We start from the raw sequence: 19813 nt of genomic DNA, 5'->3' as shown, positions 1-19813 counted from the left end.
TCAATGATTTGACGACCGGAGAATTCCATATGACAAGCATCGCAACTGAAGCGCCTGACATTCAGACCACGACGAGCGCGCGATCGCTGATCGAGAACGCTGTCTGGGACGGCAAACTGTTCGACGGCGACTGGCGGTCTGCTTCCAACGCGATCCCCATCCGCGAGCCCGCCACCGGCGAACTGCTGGGCAACGTAGGTGCCTTCAATCCAGCCGATATGTCCTCAGCCGTCGCCCGGGCTCGCGACGGTCAAAGCGAATGGGCATCATGGCCCAACGACAAGCGCGCGGCCGTGATGCGCGAGGCAGCCCGGCTTCTGGAAGCGAGCCGCAAGGATGTCGTCGATCTCATCGTCCGAGAGACTGGCGGCGTGCGCGGCAAGGGTGAGGTCGAGATCCAAGGCAGTATCGATGAGCTCTATTATTCCGCGGCTTTGCTGATTCAGCCCGAGGGCGAATTGCTTCCGAGCCCCGATCCAAGGCGGCTTTCGATCGCCCGCCGGGTGCCGATCGGTATCGTCGGAGTGATCGCTCCCTGGAACTTCCCGATGCTGCTCGCCATGCGCTCGGTTGCGCCCGCGATTGCGCTCGGCAACGCCGTCATCCTTAAGCCCGACCCGCAGACCTCGATCGTCGGCGGCGCGATCCTGGCACGCATGTTCGAGTTGGCCGGACTCCCCAAGGGTGTATTCACCGTCACCAATGGCGGAGCAGATGTCGGCGAGGCTCTCGTTGAGGCCGCGGGTGTGCGCATGATCACTTTCACCGGCTCGACAGCTGTCGGACGCCGCGTGGGCGAAGTTGCTGGTCGCAATCTGAAGAGGGTCGCGCTCGAACTAGGCGGCAAAAGTCCATTCATCGTGCTTGATGATGCCGATTTGGACGCCGCAGCTTCGGCAGGGGCGTGGGGCTCCTTCTTGCACCAGGGCCAGATCTGCATGGCCAGCGGGCGGCACATCGTGCAGCGCAAGGTCGCGGATGACTATATCGAACTACTCGCGCGCAAGGCAGCGGCGCTTCCCGTTGGTGATCCCTTCCGCGAGAATGTCGCCATCGGCCCAATCATCAATGCCAAGCAGATCGAACGGGTCCATAAGATCGTCGGTGACACGGTGGCGGCGGGTGCCGAGCTCGCTGCGGGGGGCACTTTCGAGGGTCTCTATTACAAGCCGACGGTTCTCGCGCGAGTTGCAAGCGGAATGCCCGCTTATGAGTTGGAGATCTTCGGCCCGGTCGCTCCCGTGGTCATCGTGGAGGACGAAGAGGAGGCCATCCGCGTCGCCAACGATACCGAGTATGGTCTTTCGGGAGCAGTACAGACCGGATCGCTGGAGCGAGGCCTTCGCGTGGCCAGACAGATCCGCTCCGGCCTCGTCCACATCAACGACCAGACGATCCATGACATGGCCGGCATCCCGTTTGGCGGGTCGGGCGCTTCCGGCAACGGTTCGCGCTTCGGCAGCACGACCAATCACGACGAATTCACCGAGTGGCAGTGGATGACGATCGGCAGTGAACCGACGCGCTATCCGTTCTGATGCAGCCGGGTGTTCTGGCTTTAGCAGTGCTGATGCCAGACCCTTGCGTTCTTTTTGATGAATTGAGTTGTTCACGATGGCTAACATCACCGGTGGCGCTGCGGTCGCCCGCACATTGAAGAATGCTGGCGTTGAGGCCGTGTTCGGCGTTCACGGCGCGCATATCGACACGATCTTCCAGGCACTTCATGATCTCGGCCAGCCCGTGATCGACACGCGCCACGAAGTTGCCGGGGGGCATGCGGCAGAAGGCTATGCCCGAACGTCACGATCGCTCGGCGTCGCGCTGCTCACCGCCGGCGGGGGCTTCACCAATGGTCTGACCTCCATCGCCAATGCTTGGCTGGACCGTACGCCCGTCCTTTACATCGCTGGCTCCGGGCCGATGCGGGATGACGAAACCAATACCCTTCAGGCAGGCATCGATCAGGTCGCAATGGCGACGCCGGTCACCAAATGGGCCCATCGCGTCCTTTCCGCCGAGCATCTCCCAAGGCTCATTTCCCAGGCAATCCGGATCGCGACCAGCGCGCCGTTCGGGCCGGTGCTGCTCGATATACCTTGGGATGTGCTGACCTGCGAGATCGACGAGGATATTCTCAAGACGGCGGGGCCATTATCGGCATTGCCGCCATCACGGCCTGCTCCGTCCGAAGTCGCTGACGTTCTGGATCTGCTCGATCGGGCGCAGCGTCCGGTGATCATCGTCGGGTCCGAGGCCAGCCGCTCGGATACGCGTGGCGCCCTGAGGGCCTTTGCGACCAAAACGGGCATTCCGGTCTTTTCCGACTATGAGGGCCTCAATCTCCTTTCCCATCTGCCGCCCGACCTCCACGGAGGCCTGATCCAAGGCCTTTTCGGTCTCGATCGCAAGGGTCAGCAGCCTGACTGCGTGTTGATGCTCGGGCTTCGCTTCGGGCTTTCTACGGTGCATGGATCAGGTCAGTTGATCCCCCACAGCGCCGACATCATCCAGGTCGATCCCGACGCTCGTGAGCTCGGGCGTCTCCAGCATGTCAATCTGCCGATCAGGACGGACGTCGCTGGCATGCTGGAGGCTCTCGCCGAGGCGACCGCCACCCGTGATGGCATTGCGCGGACCGTATGGCAGAATGTGGTTCGCAAGCATCTGGAGGACAGGGCGTGCGCGGTCGCAGCCGCGGCTATGCCGGCCGAGACGCTTCATCCGTTCACTGCGGCCAAGTTGGTCGCAGAGCATGTCGGTCCGGACGTCGCCGTCGTGGCGGATGGTGCGTTGACCTACCACTGGTTGAGCGAAGCGATATCGGCGGCAAGGCCGGGCGCGTTCCTGTGCCACGGCTACTTCGGATCGATGGGGGTCGGTTTCGGGGTAGCCGTGGGTTCCCAGGTCGCGGCGGGCAAGACCGGAGGCCGGACCGTTCTTGTTACAGGCGACGGCGCGGTCGGCTTCAGTCTCGCTGAGTTTGATACGCTTGTGCGGCATGGATTGCCTACGATCGTCATCGTGATGAACAACCGCGCATGGGGCGCCACACTGCATTTTCAGCAATTGGTTGTCGGCGCCGATCGAGTGACCAACACCCGTCTCGAAAACGGAAGTTACAGTGCCGTAGCCGCGGCGTTGGGTGCGGATCATTACGAGGCCGATAGTGCCGAAACGCTAGCGCAGGCGCTCAGGACTGCTTTTCAAGCAAAGCGGCCCGCCTGCATCGACGTTCGCGTAGCGCTCGATCCTATACCGCCCGAGGAAAATATCCTGATGGGTAAGCCGCCGTTCCCGGTCGAGGACACGGTCGATTGAACTAGGGCAACTACTGTCACGGTCTTGGAGTAATGAACATTGAGCATCTGCAAGGCTTATGATGTCGCCCATGTGCGGTTCCGCGTGCCGGACATCGCTGTGATGAGGCGATTTCTGAACGATTTTGGAATGATAGAGGCCGACGCCACAGCAGACCGTCTCTACATGCGCGGTCATGGCGGCGCGCCTTTCCTGCATGTCTGCGAGCTTGGCGAGAAAGCCGCATTCGTTGGTTTCGGCATTCGCCTGCGCAGCATCGAAGACCTGGAGTCGCTGGCCGAACAGGAAGGCGCCCCGATTGAAGAATTAGACGGTCCGGGCGGCGGCAAGGTGGTTCGGTTGAACGATCCGGACGGCAATGTGGTTGAGGCCATCGCCGGTCAGATTTTCACAGATCCCATTCCTGGCCCCTTGCACCAACCCTGGAATCAAGGCGGCTCCTATCCGCGCCAAGGAAAGGTGCGACGCGTGCCCAAAGGCGCGTCGCACGTCCAGCGCCTCGGCCATGTCGTGCTCGGTGTCGGCGACTTCAGGACGTCCGAAGCCTGGTACAAGGACCGTTTCGGCTTCATTACCTCAGATGAGATCCAACCGGCACCCGATGTCGCAATCGGCGCTTTCATGCGGGCCGATCGCGGCGAAGAGCCGTGCGATCACCATACCCTATTCCTGTTGAAACGGCCGGTCCCGCCGGGCTTCATGCACGCGGCATATGAGGTGATCGATATGGATGACCTGATGGCAGGTCACGATCATCTTCAAAAGCAAGGGTATCGGCCACACTGGGGGATAGGACGGCACCACCTTGGGAGCCAGGTGTTCGATTATTGGCTCGATCCTTATGGCAACGAAATCGAGCATTGGACCGATGGAGATCAGCTCGTCACGGCAGACGGCGGCGGAATTGCCTCCGTCGGTCAGCTGGTCGGTGTTCAATGGGGCATGGAGATGCCGTCGCTTCCCGATGCTGATGGGACGTACTGAGACCGAGAGACATATGAACCGTTGCGAATTGTTTCCGGCTGTTCGCCCATAAGCTCAGCCCGTGCGGACGACCTGATGCCCCTTTTGGGATCGTATTGAGAGGATGAATTATGACATGCATCGTCAATCCCGGCTCGCGCTATCGCATGCCCATCGTTTTCGGACCTGCGCCTGGTCCGCGTCAACATCCCGACGGGCGCATGTGGACGGTGGAAGAGACTGGACGGATGAATGCTGACTGGATGAAGCTCGCCTATCGGACGGATGCGGCAGCACTTGAGCGGCTATTGCCACCTGGTTTCACACTCCGGGGCGATCCGATCGTTTCGGTTTCCTGTGCGCGGTTTAGCAATCTCTACTGGCTGGCCGGCCGAGGATACGGCATTCTTTCGGTTGATTTCCCGGTCACCTATCAGGGCAAAAGCGAACAGATAGATGGATCGCTTTGCCCGATTATCTGGGAAGGCTCACCCGATGCGATCATGACGGGGCGAGAGGAACTCGGCTTTCCCAAAATGTTCGCCAATTTCACGGAGCTCAAGATCGACGAAAGCGCTGCCACAGCCGAATGTCACGTATCGTGGCTCGACTATACCTTTTTCGACATTCAACTCACCGACCTGCGGGAGGAGATTGGAGCGGAGAAGAGATTGCCGGGGTCGAACGGCGGTGCCCAGATGTACTATAAATATATGCCCCGCACGAGTATCGGCGGGCGTGACGGCGCGGACGTCGCCTATGCCACCACGGCTGCAGCGCCAGCCGGAAGCGGTGGGCTTGCTGTCAACATCAACTTCGACGATTTCGAGTTCAAGAAGTGGACCGCGAGGGGGAGCCTTGAATGGCACCGCGCGACCTTCGACCAGTTGCCCCTCCAGTTTCACATTGTCAACGGGATGGCCGATCTTCCGATCCTTGAATTCACGGACGCGGAGTTCGTCCGCTTTTCGGGCCCTGGTGCCGGCGTCGCCATGAACGCCCAACGCGCCATCGAACCTGCCTAATTGGGCCCTGTTTCGCGCACGGGGATAAACGATCGGAGGCGGGTAGCGCGCTTCGGGCCAGTCTTCCGCGCATGTTTGAAAAAAGGAACGGATAGATGAAACTCGCAAGATTTACGGTCGAAGGTCGCACGCGGCTCGGCAAGGTGGTTGGAGACGAAATCTTCGATCTTAGCGCGATCGTACCGGAACTCGATGGTTCTATGCGGGCGCTCATAGAACACTTTGACCAATTACGCGACGTTTTGGAAACAGTGGCCGACGGGAAATACCTCCTCTCGGAGGTTACGCTTGAAGCGCCGATCCATGATCCTCGAAAATATCTTGCGATTGGCATGAACTATCAAGCCCATGCCGACGAAGCCGCGGCCGCTGGTCATGCCGTTCCGACTTCGCAGCTCTGGTTCAACAAGCAGGTCACTTGCATCAATGGACCCTATTCCGATGTCGATGTGCCAAAGAGTGCGCCGAACATGGTAGATTATGAGGCCGAACTCGGTGTGGTGATCGGAAAGCGTTGCCGACATGTGCCGCTTGAGGAAGCTTCATCCGTCATTGCAGGCTATTTCGTGTGCAACGATGTCACCGCGCGCGATTGGCAGTTCCGTTCACCCACCTTCACTCTGGGCAAATCGTTCGATACGCATGGCCCGATCGGCCCTTGGATCACAACCGCTGACGAAATCGCTGACCCCCATGCTCTGACGCTGACGCTCGAGCTTAATGGGGAAGAACGGCAGCGATCCTCGACGGGCGATATGATTTACAACATTTACGAGCAGATCGCCTATCTGACACAGGTTATGACGCTTGAACCTGGCGATCTCATCGCGACCGGGACGCCAGCCGGTGTCGGAATCGCCGGTGATCGATTCATGCGCGAGGGCGATGTTGTGCGCGTCGCCATCGATGGACTGGGAGCGATCGAGAATCGCTTTGTCGAAGAGAATTGAAAAAATGCCGCTCAACTTCAGATTTTGGCGCCTAACGGGATAAATCATTCAATAAATTTGAAATATTAGCCAAATTATATTCCGATATCATTAATTTTATATTTTAAATCTATCTCTCCAGTCGGCCTATTAACTTCATTCATATCATTTGATCTGCGATTGGCATGGGCAAATGATCGAGATTCGTCAGCTACGTTATTTGATCGCGGCGGCTGAGGCTGGCAGCTTTAGCCGCGCTGCGCGTCAACTGAACATTAAGCAGGCCACGATGAGCCGACATATCCTCGCCGTGGAACAACGGTTGGGGATGGCCCTATTTGACCGAAAGACGAGAGGCTCGACTCTGACGACAGACGGCGCGACTTATCTGCGCATCGCTCGCCGGCTCGTTGAAGAGTGGGATGATCTAAATGCGTGGGTCGGTGCCACAGTCAGTGGTCACGTTGGAAGGCTGGCGGTAGGCTTTTACACCTCCTTGTCCGCCGGAAATCTTCGCGCTACTTTGAACGATTTTGGCAAATGTTATCCCGATGTGAGAGTTCACGGGTTCGAGCGCGATCGCAAACTCCTCCTCGGGGGTGTTGAAAGCGGTTTACTGGACATCGCCATTATGGTCGGCGAGGCGACCTATCCCGGGTTGATGACACGACCTTTTTGGAGCGAGCGGATATTGGTGGCGATGCCAGAAGGTCATCCGCTTGTCGCCCGCGAACGCGTCCATTGGCCCGACATGGCCGGCGAGCGGTTCTTACTCACCGAACGAGACCCCGGCCCGGAGACACGTAACATGCTCTTGGGCAAACTCTGGACGCCAGGCTGCTCGCCCAATATCGAGATGGAAGACATCGGCCGCGAGACGGTGCTTAGTACTATCGCACTTGGGGGCCGCCTCTCTATCGTGGCGGAGTCAGCGCTGGGCATCCAGATACCAGGCGTGACATTCCGAGAGGTTCACGAGCCCCATGGCCACATGCGGATCGGCTTCTCCGGCTATTGGTGCGAAGACAATCCCAATGCTGTCCTACAGGAGTTCCTCGATTTCGTGGTCACGCGCTATTCGCTGACGTCTTTGACAAAACCATCACCGTACTCACAACGGTCAGAAGAGGAGCCGTCATGACACAAGGCAAGGCAATCATCATGCCGCTGGTGTCGCTGATTGTCGGATTCGGAGGAGGATTCATTCTCCGCCCGGTTATCATGCCCGCGAGCCAGGCGGTGGCAGTTGCTGGACCGGCCGTCTCGTCCCCGACAGAGACCGCGCCACGCGCGACCCAATATTTCGCTGCGCATCTCGATGAAGCGCGCCAGGTCGTGTCGGGATGCCAGTCGGGATCGGTGCGTGGCGTCGAGTGCGACAATGCCGGTCAGGCCGTCACGGAAGCGGAAGGCAAAGAGCGGTTCAGGAATTTCATGGGCAACTGATCGTCGCCGCTAGCCTTGCTGTCGCCCCGCTTTCAGGAAGGCGCGGTCGGCCGCGATGAACCGCTGGAGCATGGGGACGATCAAGCGTCCGGGCTCGATCGGCGCGTCGCCAGCATCGGCGAGCAGACGCGCATAAAGCGCGAGGTCCGCGTGGAGCGACGCCGGCAGCTCCACCGCGAGCTTCACCGGCTTGTCGTCGGCGATCGGCCCCAGCCTGAGCTTGGCGGTCATTGTCCACCTCCGCTCGTTGCCGCAGAATCCAACACGAGATCGCGCGTGACAATGACCCGGACCGGATAGCCGGGCCGGATCGTGAGCGTCGGCTGGATGTTCAATTCGCGCTGCACGATCTGCTGGCCGGCCTGGCTGATCCCGTTGGCGGCGCCGGCCCGGAGCGCCTGCGCCAGATTGTTCTCGCTCTGGCTGGTGCCGGCCTCGCTGCCGACGCTCAGCATGGTCGAGAGTAGTGCCGCCTTGAACAACTTGCCCCAATGGTTGTTCACGCCATCTTCCAACCCTGCATAGCCGGCGGCATCGGCTCCCGGCTGGCGCTCGAGCGCGATTCCGCGGCCATCGGGCAGGATGAGCCGCGTCCAGGCCAACAGCACGCGGCTCTGGCCGAACGACACCGAGGAATCATATTCGCCGATCAGCTTCGATCCTTGCGGAATCAGGAGGATGCGCCCGGTCGGGCTGTCATAGACATTCTGCGTCACCTGGGCGGTGATCTGGCCGGGAAGATCGGAGCGGATGCTGGTGATGAGCGCGGCCGCGATCACGCTGCCGGCCTGCACCACATAAGGCGACGGCGGGCCAGCCAGCCGCTCGGCGCTGACCGTGCGGCGGTCGCCATCATCCTTCATGAAGGCGCGCTTGGCGGCCTGCCCGTTGGGGCTGGCATCCTCGGGCTGGGTGGTGGGCGTGGCGGCTGGCAATGCGCCCGCGGCCTGATCCGCGATGGCGAGCGCGGGCGCCGCACTCGGCGCGGTTTCGCCGCCGAGAAAGAGCTTGCTGGTGCGCGCGGCGTCGCGCTCCTGAAGCACGCGCTGGCGCGCTTCGCTGGCAGCGTTCGCCTGCGCGCCCGCACCGGCCGGGGCCATGCCCGGTGTTCCCAGCGCGAGCTCGCGGCGCTGCTCGGCCGAGAGGATTGGCGGCCCGAGATCACCGGGCAGCGCCGGGCCGAGCTTCGGGACATGGCCGTAATCCTTGGGCGCGGCGCTGATAACATCGGCGGTCGGCCGATTGTCGGTGCTGTATAGCTCCTTCGCCTGGTGCTGGCCGGCGGGGCGCAGCGCGTAGATCAGCGAACCGCCGATGCCGAGCCCGGCGGCGATGCCGAGCGCCGCCAGCGCCTTGCGCGATAGTCGCATCACGCGCGGCGGGCTCCCGCGCAGCCGGAAGGCTTGCGCATCCGATGGGGATTGGGGCGCGACCGCGGGCGCCGCCGTGCGGGTGGACACGGCCGGTTCCTGTTCGGCCCCTCTCATGACCGGCCCCGGCGCGTGCCGTTGGTGCGGGTGACGCGCACCTTCTGCTGAGACTTCTTATCGCCCATGCGCAGCTCGGCCGCGCCGAACAGCCGGTCCACCACCATGTAGCGGCCCAGGACGCGGTAGTTGACCAGTTCGCCGCCACCGGCCGGGCCGACCACGAACAGCGGCGGCATCTCGCCTTGCGCGATCCCGGCTGGAAATTCGATGAACACCTGGCGCCCATCGTCGAACGCGCGTAGCGGTTTCCACGGCGCATTGTCGCCGTCGATCGCGTAGCGGAAGTTGAGCGCGGCGATGTCGAGGCCAGCGGCGATCGGCGCCGCCGCGTTCGCCTCGGTGTTCTGGCGACGTAGCGCGATCAGGGTGTCCTGCGGATAGGTCCACGAGACCGACGCCATGTAGGTCGCGGCCGTGGCGCGCAGTTCGAGATGATAGGTGCGCCGCGTGGTGTTGATGACGATGTTCGTGGTCAGGTCGGGCCGCGTGGGTTTCACGAGGAGGTGGACGCGCTTGGTCGCGCCCGATCCGCTTGTCGTATCGCCGATGATCCAGCGCACCGTATCACCGGCCGCGACGGGGCCGGGGCCGGCGAGTTCCTCGCCCTCTTCCAGCGCGATGTCCGTCACCTCGCCCGGCGCGGTATAGACCTGATAGAGTGCGCCGTCGGCATAGGGGTATTGCTGGATAGCGTTGAGGAAGCCGTCCTTGACCGGCTGCACACGGGCGGCGGCGTTGGCTATGCCGACACGTTCCCTGGGATCGCCCGGCTCGGGGACGCGGGGTGCGACCGTCACCGGCTTCAACTGCCCCGGCAGCGGCAACGGCTGCGGGATCGCCACCACCTCGATGGGTTTGGGCGTCTCGGCGGCAGGCACGGCCTGAACGGCGGGCGTGGCGTCGTCATAGGCGATGGCGGGCGGCTTCGCTCCCGCGGTAGCGCAGCCCGCGAGCGCGGAGGCGGAGAGCAGCAGGACCGGGAGCCCCAATGGCAATATGGGCCGGCGTGCATCAGGATGCGTCATTGGACAGCTCCTTCGACCAGTTGATGGCGTTGACGTAGATCCCGAGCGGATTTTTGCGGAGCGCGTCGGGGGTGGCGGGTGTCTGGATCACGATCGTCAGGATCGCCGACCAGCGCGTGGTGGAAGCGAGGCTTCCGTCCTGGTAGCGCCGCTCGGTCCATGCGACGCGGAAGCTGTCGGGTGAAGCCCGGATCACGCTAGAGATGTCCACCGCGACCTGAACCTTGCCGATCTGGGCGAACGGGTCGTTCGAGCGCGCATAGTCGTTGAGCGCGACCGCGCCCTGGTCGGTGGTGAAGTCGTAGGCCCGAAGCCAGTTCTGGCGGACCACGACCGGATCGGCGGCGATCCCGCGCACCTCCTCGATGAACCGCGCCAGGTGGAAGGCGATCTCGGGATCGGTGGGCTGATAGCCATAATCGGCGGGTGCGACGGCCTGCGCCTGGCCGAGCCGATCGACCTGCACCACCCAGGGCACGATCGAGCCGCGTGCGGATTCCCACACAAGGCCGGCGGCGAGCCCGCCCGAAAGCGCGAGCGAGGCGAGGCAGGCGATCCGCCAGTTCTTCGCCTGCACGCGGGCCGACCCGATGCGGTCATCCCAGACCTGGGCGGCGCGCTGATAGGGCGTCTCGTGCTCGGGCGTCTGCCCGTAGCGAATGGAAGGGCGTCGGAACATAAGCGGCTATTCCTTCTCGCTGGTATCGACCGAGGCGCCGCCGCCGTGGCTGTCGCCGCCGCGCAGCGTGTGGGCGGCGACGCTCGCGCCGTGGCTCATGGTCTGGCGTTGCTTCATGGTCTTCGCCCAGGCCGGCGGGCCGGATGTACCGGATGCTTCCGGCGGGGCGGCGGCCGCCACTGGTGCGGGAGTCGCGGCGCGGCCGGATTGGTAGCTCTGCTTCATCGAGGCGGCGGCGCGGCGTAGCGGCGACATGGCGGCGCTCCCCGCCGCCTTGCCGACTCCGCCAAGGCCGCCGGCCACCGAAGCCGCGCCCGCCTTGCCGGCCGACCCGGCCGCATAAGCGCCGGACGCAGCGCCTGCGGCGCGGGCTCCGCCGGTCGCCACGCCGCCGATCGCGCCTGCCGCTGCGCCGGCCGCGAGGCGCGCACCAGCGACTCCGCCCATGATCGCGCCACCGGCCGCGAGCGCGGTTCCGGCCGCCGCGCCCGCGCCGAGCTGCGGACCACCCGCGACGATGCCGTTGGCGATGCCGGGACCGAAGATGGACAGGCCGAGCAGCGCCAGCGCGGCGAGCGCAATCGCCATGACCTGTTCGGCGGTCGGCGTGGTCCCGATGTCGGCGCTGGTGAACTGGCTGAACAGAGTGGTGCCGATGCCGGTGATGACGGCGAGCACCAGCACCTTGATGCCGGTCGAGACGATGTGGCCCAGCACCTTCTCGGCCATGAAGGCGGTGCGATGCCAGAAGGCGAAGGGCAGCAGCACGAAGCCGGCGAGCGTCACCAGCTTGAACTCGATGATGGTGATGAAGACCTGCACGGCGATCACGAAAAAGGCGAGCACGACGATCGCCCAGGCGAGCAACAGCACCACGATCAGAGCGGCGTTGGAGAAGAAGGCCCACAGGCTGCTATATTGGCCAGCGGCGGTAAGCAGCGGCTTGGCCGCGGTCAGGCCGGTGGCGGCGATACTGCCCGGCTTCATGAAATCGCCGATCGCTAGGCCGCCGCCCGAAGCCTTCAGGCCGAGCCCGGCGAAGCTCTGGAACAGGATACTGGCAAGATTGGAGAAGTTGCCGATGATGAAGGCGAAGGTGCCGATATAGAGCGTCTTCTTGACGAGACGCTGCAACACGTCCTCGTCCGCGCCCCAGGCCCAGAACAGGCCGGCGATGGTTACGTCGATCGCGATCAGCGTCGAGGACAGAAAGCCGACTTCGCCGCCGAGCAGCCCGAAACCGCTGTCGATGTAGGTGCTGAACGTGTTGAGAAAGGTGTCGATGACGCCGGTGTCGGTCATGGCTGCGCGCCTTCCTCGCCGAAGAAGCGGCGGCGATTGGCCGCCCATGCCGCCTCGCATCCGGCGTCCGGCATGGTGAGCGTGGCGCAGCGGTCCAGCTCGCGCGTCAGCGCCTCGGGAACGGCCGTCGCCTGCGGAACGGGCGTCGTCGCCGGCACGGGGCGCTCGCGCGTCACGACGCCGGCCACCACAACGGCCATCATCATGCCGGCCAGCGCCGCAACGCCGGCGATCTTCGCTGTGCGCGAGGGTCCGTGCAACATGGGCTGCGCTCAGTTGCCCATGAAGCGGCGGAACCGCTCCTGCGCGTCGGCCTCGATCTGCGTCTGGCGGGCCATCTCCAGCGCCTGCGCGCGCGATTGCGCCGCGACCAGCGCGGTCAGGTCGGCGATCTGCTGCGACTGGAGCGCGAGAAGCTGGTTGCCCGCCTGCGCGGTCTGCAAGGCGCCCGTCGCCGACTGGCTGGCGGATACCAGCCCGTTCATGCTGGTGCGCGCGCCGTCGATATTGCCGACGACGCCCGCCTGAACCCTCATCGTGTCCTGAAACGCGGCGACGCTGGTTTTCCAGCTCTCCTGTGCGTTGGCGACCATCTGCGCGTCGGAGGTCGAGGCGGTCGCGCCGTTGTAGCGGGTGGTGAACGCCTGGTCGATCGACTGGACGCTGTAGGCGATGCGCTGCGCATTGTTGAGCAGTTGCTGGGTGCGTTGGATTTGCGCCTGCAAGGTCGCCAGCGTGCTGAACGGCAATGAGGCGAGGTTCTTCGCCTGATTGATGAGCGAGGTGGCCTGGTTCTCGATCTGCTGAATCTGATTGTTGATCTGTTGCAGCTCGCGCGCGGCGGTGAGCACGTTTTGCGCATAGTTGGTCGGATCGAACACGATGCCGCTGCCGAATTGCGCCTGTGCCGGCACGCTCGCGGTGAGGACAGCGATGGCAGCGGCGCCGGCGAACGCCATGCGCCGCAGGGTGGACATGCTCATGGAATGATCTCCTCGTCGGTCAGGGGAAGCTCGGCTTGCCGGGCATCGTCGGGCGCGAAGGCTGGCAGCAGATCGGCCGCCCAGCCGACGCCGCGCTCACGCAGCCAGGCGGCGGCGAAGCCGTCGCGGCCGTAGCGTGCGATCAGCTTGGCGATGCGCAGTTGGTCGGTTTTCGAGGAGGCAGCGGCGAAGGCCAGCGCCACCTCGCCCAGCCCCAGCTCGAACAGCCGGTTGCCCCGCGCCGACTGGCAGTAATAATCCCGCTTGGGCGTCGCCCGCGCGATGATCTCGATCTGGCGGTCGTTGAGCCCGAAGCGGCGATAGACGGCGGTGATCTGCGGCTCGGCCGCGCGCTCGTTGGGCAGGAAGATGCGCGTCAGGCAGGACTCGATGATCGCCGGCGCGATGGCCGAGGTCTCGATGTCGGCGAGGCTCTGGGTGGCGAAGATGACGCTGGCATTCTTCTTCCTCAGCGTCTTGAGCCACTCGCGGAGTTGCGCCGCGAACTCGGGGCTGTCGAGGACAAGCCAGCCTTCGTCGATGATGATAAGCGTGGGCGAGCCGTCCAGCCGGCCCTCGATGCGATGGAACAGATAGGCGAGCACCGCCGCGGCCGATCCGGCGCCGACCAGGCCCTCGGTCTCGAACGCCTGCACCCTGGCCTCGCCCAGCCGTTCGGTCTCGCCATCGAGCAGCCGGCCCCACGGTCCGCCGACACAATAGGGCGCGAGCGCCTGCTTGAGCTGCTGGCTTTGCAACAGGACCGCGAGGCCGGTCAGGGTGCGCTCGGCCACCGGCGCGCTGGCAAGCGAGCCGAGCGCCGACCAGATATGCTCCTTGGCCTGTGGGTCGATGGTGACGCCTTCGGCCGAGAGGATCGCCGCCAGCCATTGGGAGGCCCAGGTCCGTTCTGCGGGATCGTCGATGCGCGCCAACGGCTGAAGCTGCACGCTGGTCTCGCTCTCGTCGGACAGGCCGCCGCCGAGATCCTGCCAGTCGCCGTCCATCGCCAATGCGGCGGCGCGGATCGAGCCGCCGAAGTCGAAGGCGAAGATTTGCGAGGCCGGGTAGCGGCGGAACTGCATCGCCATCAGGGCGAGCAGCACCGACTTGCCCGCGCCGGTCGGGCCGACGATGATCTGATGCCCGACATCGCCGACGTGGATAGAAAACCGGAACGGGGTCGAGCCTTCGGTCCGTGCGTAGAGCAACGGGGGTTGTCCGAAATGCTCGTCCCGTTCCGGCCCCGCCCATACCGCTGACAGGGGGATCAGGTGGGCGAGATTGAGCGTGGAGACCGGCGGTTGCCGGACATTGGCATAGACATGGCCGGGCAGGCTCCCCAGCCACGCCTCGATCGCATTCATGCCTTCGACGATGACGGTGAAGTCGCGGCCCTGGATGACCTTCTCGACAAGGCGCAGCTTCTCGGATGCCACGGCCGGATCGCGATCCCATACCGTCACGCTGGCGGTGACGAGGGCGAGCCCGGCATAGTCGGCGCCCAGCTCCTGCAAGGCGGTGTCGGCGTCGGCGGCCTTGTTCGAGGCGTCGCTGTCCATCAGGACCGACGCCTCGTTGGTCATGACTTCCTTGAGGATCGCCGCGACCGATTTCCTCTTGGCGAACCATTGCCGCCTGATTTTGGTCAGCAGCTTCGTCGCGTCGGTCTTGTCGAGCATGATCGCCCGCGTCGCCCAGCGATATTCGAAGGCTTGGGCGTTCAGATCGTCGAGCAGGCCCGGAAAGGTCACGCTCGGGAAGCCGATCACGGTGAGCGTGCGAAGGTGATGATCGCCCAGCTTCGGCTCGAGGCCGCCGGTCAGCGGCTCGTCGGCAAGCAGCGCGTCGAGGTGGATCGGCGTTTCCGGCACGCGGACGCGCTGGCGGCGGGTGGAGATCGTGCTGTGGAGGTAGGTCAGCGTCTCGGCGCCATCGAGCCAGCGGACCTCGGGCACGAAGCCTTCAACCAGGTTCAGCACGCGATCGCTGCGGTCGATGAAGCCCTTGAGCAACTCCCACGGATCGACACTGCTGCCGGAGCGACCCTCATAGAGCCAGCCTTCCGCGCGTGCCGCGTCTTCGGCGGGCGGCATCCAGGCGAACGTCAGATAATAGCGGCTCTCGAAATGCGCGCCTTCCTCGCGGAACTGTTCGCGCCGCTCCATGTCCACCAGCGCCGAGGCCGGATCGGGAAACGCCGACTCCGGGTAGGCGAGCGCGGGCGTGCGCTGCGCCTCCACGAAGATCGCCCAGCCCGAGCCCAGGCGGCGCAGCGCATTGTTGAGCCTCGCCGTGGTGGCGACCAGCTCGGCCGGCGTCGCGCTGTCGAGATCGGGACCGCGAAAGCGCGCCGTGCGCTGGAACGATCCGTCCTTGTTGAGCACCGCCCCTTCGCCGACCAGCGCCGCCCAGGGCAGGAAGTCGGCGAGGTGGGCGGCACGGTCGCGATATTCGCTCAGGCTCATCATGGCCGCATCCAGACCGGATAGCGAAGGTGCCGGCGCGCCACGTCCACGAACTGCGGATCGCGCCGGGCCGCCCACACGCCGACCACATGGCCGACTGCCCACAGCACCAGGCCGGCGATCCAAAGGCGCAGGCCGAGGCCGAGCGCGCCCGCCAGCGTGCCGTTGAGGATCGCCAGGCTGCGCGGTGCGCCGCCTAGCAGGATCGGCTCGGTCAGCGCGCGATGCACCGGCGCGGTGAAGCCGGCGACGGGTTCGCCGATGCCCCCTGCCAGAGTCATCAGACCAGCGCCCCGCCGCTGAACGAGAAGAAGCTGAGGAAGAAGCTCGACGCGGCGAACGCGATCGACAGGCCGAACACGATCTGGATCAGCCGGCGGAAGCCGCCGCTGGTGTCGCCGAACGCGAGGCTGAGGCCCGTCACGATAATGATGATGACCGCGACGATCTTGGCGACCGGCCCCTGGATCGATTCGAGGATCGAGTTGAGCGGCGTTTCCCACGGCATCGACGAGCCCGATGCATAAGCGGGCGCGGCGATCGTCAGGGCGACGACGCTGGCGGAGGCGGCAAGCATGGCGCGACGCGCGCCATGCCGAACGGCATGGATCATGGCAGGTCTCCCGATTGGGCGGTGGAAAGTGGTGTGAGTTGGTAGTCGCCGGTGGCAGGGTTGAGCCCCTCGACGCGGGCCAGCTCGGCAAGTCGGCGGCCGTGGCCGTCGCGGACGAGAACGGCGATCAGGTCGATGGTCTCGGCCAGCAGCGCCCGCGGAACCGTGACCACGGCCTCCTGAATGAGCTGCTCCATGCGGCGGAGCGCGCCGAGCGCGGTGCCGGCGTGGATGGTGCCGACCCCGCCGGGGTGGCCGGTGCCCCAGGCTTTGAGGAGGTCGAGCGCCTCGGCGCCCCGCACCTCTCCGATCGGGATGCGGTCGGGACGCAGGCGTAGAGATGAGCGGACGAGATCGGACAGCGAGACCACGCCGTCCTTGGTCCGCATGGCGACGAGGTTCGGCGCGGCGCATTGCAGCTCGCGCGTGTCCTCGATCAGAACGATGCGATCGCCCGTTGTGGCGACTTCGGCGAGCAGCGCGTTGACCAGCGTGGTCTTGCCGCTGCCGGTGCCGCCCGCGACCAGGATGTTGGCGCGCGCCGCCACACCATCGCGCAGCGCCTCGGCCTGCGCGCCGGACATGATCCTCGCCGCCACATAGTCGCCGAGCGTGAATACGGCGACGGCAGGCTTGCGGATCGCGAAGGCCGGAGCCGAGACGACGGGCGGCAGCAGACCCTCGAACCGTTCGCCACCTTCCGGCAGCTCGGCGGAGACGCGGGGGGACCGGGCGTGAACCTCAACGCCGATATGGTGAGCGACCAGGCGGACGATCCGCTCGCCGTCGGCGGCAGTCAGCAGCTCGCCGGTGTCGCTGATCCCCTTGCCGAGCCGATCGACCCACAGCCGGCCGTCGGGGTTCAGCATCACCTCGATGACGGCGGGGTCTTCGAGCCACGTCGCGATCGACGGCCCCAGCGCGGTGCGCAGCATTCGAGCGCCGCGCGTCCTGGCATCGGAGATGATCGGGTGGATGGTCAAGAAACGGCCCCTGGTTTGAGCCGAGCGAACCGCCGCCCGGCCTCAGGGGCACATCAAGAGAGACAGAAAAGAGGCTTGTTCAACAAGTAAATACCATCGTCGTAGTCTGGCGAAGAAATACAGGGAGCAGCGTGGGCAGCGTCATTCTTCTTGAGGTGCTATGTCCTCGCCAATCTCCTGTCGGACCTTTGGACCCTTCGCGAGTCGCCGGCCGAGCGCCTCGATGAAGGCGTCGTAGCGATCCCCGCCCTGGCGGCGCATCGCGGCCCGCTCGACTTCGGGCGGCGGCGGGGTGTTGGATAGCCAGAAGCGGACAAACAGCGCGATCATCTCGACGCCGATGCCGACATCGCGTTCGAGCCGGTTGTTGCGCCGGTCCAGCCGGTCGAGCCGTTTGGCGATGGCGGCCTCGCGTTGCTCGTCCGCATCGGGCGACAGGAAGGATGCGATGGCGGCCTCGGCGATCAGCGAGCGCGATTTGCCGCGCCGGTCGGCATAGGCGGCGAGCGCGCGCATGATGTCGGGATCGAGATAGACCGACAGCGGAGTCTTGGTCGTCACAGATCCATTCCATCGCCGGGGTCGAGCGACACCTGCCGCGCGATGCCCTGCATCTGGCGGCGCATGGCCGCCTGCCGGGCAGCGTCGGCGTCGGGCTCGCGTTCGGGTTCGTCCAGCTCGAACTCGTTGGCGGGCGCGGGAGGCGACGGCGGTGCGATGTCGATATGGCGCTCCATATCGGGTTCACGCCGAAGGTCCGCACTGTCGGCCTCGTCCTGCTCGGCCTTCTTGGCCTTCTTTTTCTTCTTGGGTGGCGGCGTGGCGGCGGGCGGCTCGGGCGGCGCCGCGATCGGCGATAGGCTGCTCCAGTCGTCGGGGCGCGGATCGCCTTGGCCGACCTTCGCATCTGGCGGCGGCAACACCCGCTCAGTGAACCGCCGATCTTTGTAGTAGCGGACCTTCTTGGCCCTAACAGGCGTGACGCCCGCGACCATCACGATCTCGTCGTCGGGCGGTAGCTGCATGATCTCGCCGGGGGTGAGAAGTTGCCGCGCCGTCTCAGAACGCGACACCATCAAGTGTCCGAGCCAGGGCGAGAGGCGATGGCCGGCATAGTTCTTCATCGCCCGCATCTCGGTCGCGGTGCCGAGCGCATCCGAAATGCGTTTCGCCGTTCGCTCGTCGTTGGTGGCGAACGACACACGCACATGGCAGTTGTCGAGAATGGCGTTGTTCGGCCCATATGCCTTCTCGATCTGGTTGAGGCTCTGCGCGATCAAGAAGCTCTGGATGCCGTAGCCCGCCATGAACGCCAGCGCGGACTCGAAGAAGTCGAGCCGGCCCAACGCGGGAAATTCGTCAAGCATCAAGAGCAGCCGATGGCGCGCCTGCCGCGCCTGCAAGTCCTCGGTCAGCCGACGCCCGATCTGGTTGAGGATCAGACGGATCAGCGGCTTGGTGCGAGAGATGTCGGATGGCGGCACGACAAGGTAGAGCGTCACCGGCTGCTCGCCTTCGACCAGATCGGCGATGCGCCACTGACAGGTGCGCGTGACCTGCGCAACGACGGGATCACGATAGAGGCCGAGAAACGACATGGCGGTCGAGAGCACGCCCGACCGCTCATTGTCCGACTTGTTGAGCAACTCGCGCGCGGCGCTGGCGACGACCGGATGAACGCCCGCCGGCCCGAGATGCGGCGTCGTCATCATCGCGCGTAGCGTGGATTCGATCGGCCGCGCCGGGTCTGACAGGAAGGCCGCGACGCCAGCGAGCGTCTTGTCTTCGCCGGCATAGAGAACATGAAGAATGGCGCCGACCAGCAACGCATGAGATGTTTTTTCCCAGTGGTTGCGCTTCTCCAACGAGCCTTCCGGGTCCACCAGCACGTCGGCCACGTTCTGCACATCGCGCACTTCCCAGGCGCCCTTGCGGATTTCGAGCAGAGGATTGTAGGCGGCGGACGCCACATTGGTCGGGTCGAACAGCAGCACCCGCGCGTGCCGGGATCGGAAGCCGGCGGTGAGCTGCCAGTTCTCGCCCTTGATGTCATGCACGATCGCCGAGGCGGGCCAAGTCAGCAGCGTCGGGACGACAAGGCCGACACCCTTGCCGCTACGGGTCGGCGCGAAACACAGCACATGCTCGGGACCGTCATGGCGGAGATAGTCTTCGCCGAGGCGGCCAAGCATAACTCCATTCACGCCGAGCAGGCCGGCGGCTTCGACTTCGCGTGCCTTCGCCCAACGAGCCGAGCCGAAGGTCTCGGCCTTCTTCCGTTCGTGAGCCCGTCTGACCGACATGCCGATGGCGATAATGAACGCGGCAAATCCGCCCGAAGCCGCGATGATCGCGCCGGTCCGAAAAATATCCGGCGCGTAGGCATCGAAGAAGAAGAACCAGATGAAGAAGGCGTAGGGCCGATAGATCGGCCAATGGCCGAGCATGAACCAGGGAGGACCAAGCTGGCTCTGGTAATCCAGCGCCGCGGCCGTCCATTGCGTCGCACACCAGATCGCGGCGAGGACAATCGTGAATACGGTAATGACCTGACCCCAAAGGATCTTGGTGGCGGGCATCGTCTAT

20 protein-coding genes are annotated in these 19813 nt (G+C 64.6%); 7 read left to right on the top strand and 13 right to left on the bottom strand.

Features of this window, described 5'->3' with window-relative positions; translation table 11 throughout:
* The first annotated feature begins 29 nt into the window (after positions 1-29).
* The 7 genes from V2S85_RS10600 (at position 30) to V2S85_RS10570 (ending at position 7684) form a co-directional block, all read left to right on the top strand.
* Positions 30-1538, top strand: a complete 1509-nt coding sequence (locus V2S85_RS10600) for an aldehyde dehydrogenase family protein (RefSeq protein WP_330702819.1) — start codon at positions 30-32, stop codon at positions 1536-1538.
* Positions 1539-1614: 76 nt separating this feature from the next.
* Positions 1615-3321, top strand: a complete 1707-nt coding sequence (locus tag V2S85_RS10595; protein ID WP_330702818.1) for a thiamine pyrophosphate-binding protein — start codon at positions 1615-1617, stop codon at positions 3319-3321.
* Between the two features lie 39 nt (positions 3322-3360).
* A complete protein-coding gene (locus V2S85_RS10590) occupies positions 3361-4305 on the top strand; it encodes a VOC family protein (protein WP_330702817.1) in 945 nt (314 codons plus the stop codon).
* Between the two features lie 110 nt (positions 4306-4415).
* Positions 4416-5309, top strand: a complete 894-nt coding sequence (locus V2S85_RS10585) for an acetoacetate decarboxylase family protein (protein ID WP_330702816.1) — start codon at positions 4416-4418, stop codon at positions 5307-5309.
* A gap of 95 nt (positions 5310-5404) precedes the next feature.
* Complete coding sequence (locus V2S85_RS10580; protein ID WP_330702815.1) at positions 5405-6259, top strand: fumarylacetoacetate hydrolase family protein; 855 nt, start codon at positions 5405-5407, stop codon at positions 6257-6259.
* Between the two features lie 172 nt (positions 6260-6431).
* A complete protein-coding gene (locus V2S85_RS10575) occupies positions 6432-7379 on the top strand; it encodes a LysR family transcriptional regulator (protein ID WP_330702814.1) in 948 nt (315 codons plus the stop codon).
* Entirely contained in the window at positions 7376-7684 is a 309-nt protein-coding gene (locus V2S85_RS10570) for a hypothetical protein (protein WP_330702813.1), read from the top strand. Before V2S85_RS10575 ends, V2S85_RS10570 begins: the two co-directional genes overlap by 4 nt.
* 9 nt (positions 7685-7693) lie before the next feature.
* On the opposite strand, the gene V2S85_RS10565 is transcribed toward V2S85_RS10570, so the two are convergent.
* The 13 genes from V2S85_RS10565 to V2S85_RS10505 form a co-directional block, all read right to left on the bottom strand.
* Complete coding sequence (locus V2S85_RS10565; RefSeq protein ID WP_330702812.1) at positions 7694-7915, bottom strand: DUF2274 domain-containing protein; 222 nt, start codon at positions 7913-7915, stop codon at positions 7694-7696.
* The gene (locus V2S85_RS10560; protein ID WP_330702811.1) at positions 7912-9171 is read right to left on the bottom strand and encodes a TrbI/VirB10 family protein; all 1260 of its coding nucleotides are present in this window, start codon (positions 9169-9171) and stop codon (positions 7912-7914) included. The genes V2S85_RS10565 and V2S85_RS10560 overlap by 4 nt, the downstream gene beginning before the upstream one ends.
* Positions 9168-10199 (bottom strand): P-type conjugative transfer protein TrbG, encoded by a 1032-nt coding sequence (gene trbG, locus V2S85_RS10555; protein WP_330702810.1) that lies wholly within the window; start codon positions 10197-10199, stop codon positions 9168-9170. Before trbG ends, V2S85_RS10560 begins: the two co-directional genes overlap by 4 nt.
* Complete coding sequence (gene trbF / locus V2S85_RS10550) at positions 10186-10878, bottom strand: conjugal transfer protein TrbF (RefSeq protein WP_330702809.1); 693 nt, start codon at positions 10876-10878, stop codon at positions 10186-10188. Before trbF ends, trbG begins: the two co-directional genes overlap by 14 nt.
* A 6-nt stretch (positions 10879-10884) precedes the next feature.
* A complete protein-coding gene (gene trbL / locus V2S85_RS10545) occupies positions 10885-12180 on the bottom strand; it encodes a P-type conjugative transfer protein TrbL (RefSeq protein ID WP_330702808.1) in 1296 nt (431 codons plus the stop codon).
* Positions 12177-12443 (bottom strand): putative entry exclusion protein TrbK-alt, encoded by a 267-nt coding sequence (gene trbK-alt / locus V2S85_RS10540; protein ID WP_330702807.1) that lies wholly within the window; start codon positions 12441-12443, stop codon positions 12177-12179. The genes trbL and trbK-alt overlap by 4 nt, the downstream gene beginning before the upstream one ends.
* 9 nt (positions 12444-12452) lie before the next feature.
* Entirely contained in the window at positions 12453-13163 is a 711-nt protein-coding gene (gene trbJ, locus V2S85_RS10535) for a P-type conjugative transfer protein TrbJ (protein WP_330702806.1), read from the bottom strand.
* Positions 13160-15634 carry a conjugal transfer protein TrbE gene (gene trbE / locus V2S85_RS10530; protein WP_330702805.1) on the bottom strand — a complete coding sequence of 825 codons (2475 nt, stop codon included), beginning with the start codon at positions 15632-15634 and terminating at the stop codon, positions 13160-13162. The genes trbJ and trbE overlap by 4 nt, the downstream gene beginning before the upstream one ends.
* Positions 15631-15912, bottom strand: coding sequence for a VirB3 family type IV secretion system protein (locus tag V2S85_RS10525; RefSeq protein ID WP_330702804.1), 282 nt, complete (start codon positions 15910-15912; stop codon positions 15631-15633). The genes trbE and V2S85_RS10525 overlap by 4 nt, the downstream gene beginning before the upstream one ends.
* Entirely contained in the window at positions 15912-16244 is a 333-nt protein-coding gene (locus V2S85_RS10520; RefSeq protein ID WP_419198187.1) for a TrbC/VirB2 family protein, read from the bottom strand. The genes V2S85_RS10525 and V2S85_RS10520 overlap by 1 nt, the downstream gene beginning before the upstream one ends.
* Positions 16241-17227 (bottom strand): P-type conjugative transfer ATPase TrbB, encoded by a 987-nt coding sequence (trbB, locus tag V2S85_RS10515; RefSeq protein WP_330702803.1) that lies wholly within the window; start codon positions 17225-17227, stop codon positions 16241-16243. Before trbB ends, V2S85_RS10520 begins: the two co-directional genes overlap by 4 nt.
* A 141-nt stretch (positions 17228-17368) precedes the next feature.
* On the bottom strand, positions 17369-17788 hold the full coding sequence (locus V2S85_RS10510; RefSeq protein WP_330702802.1) for a CopG family ribbon-helix-helix protein: 420 nt from the start codon (positions 17786-17788) through the stop codon (positions 17369-17371).
* On the bottom strand, positions 17785-19806 hold the full coding sequence (locus V2S85_RS10505) for a conjugal transfer protein TraG (protein ID WP_330702801.1): 2022 nt from the start codon (positions 19804-19806) through the stop codon (positions 17785-17787). Before V2S85_RS10505 ends, V2S85_RS10510 begins: the two co-directional genes overlap by 4 nt.
* Between the last annotated feature and the right edge of the window lie 7 nt (positions 19807-19813).

This window comes from Novosphingobium resinovorum (genome assembly GCF_036352595.1).
GTDB lineage: Bacteria > Pseudomonadota > Alphaproteobacteria > Sphingomonadales > Sphingomonadaceae > Novosphingobium > Novosphingobium resinovorum_B.
Note: the sequence above shows the minus strand (reverse complement) of the source record. Positions and strands in the feature narration are given on the sequence as shown.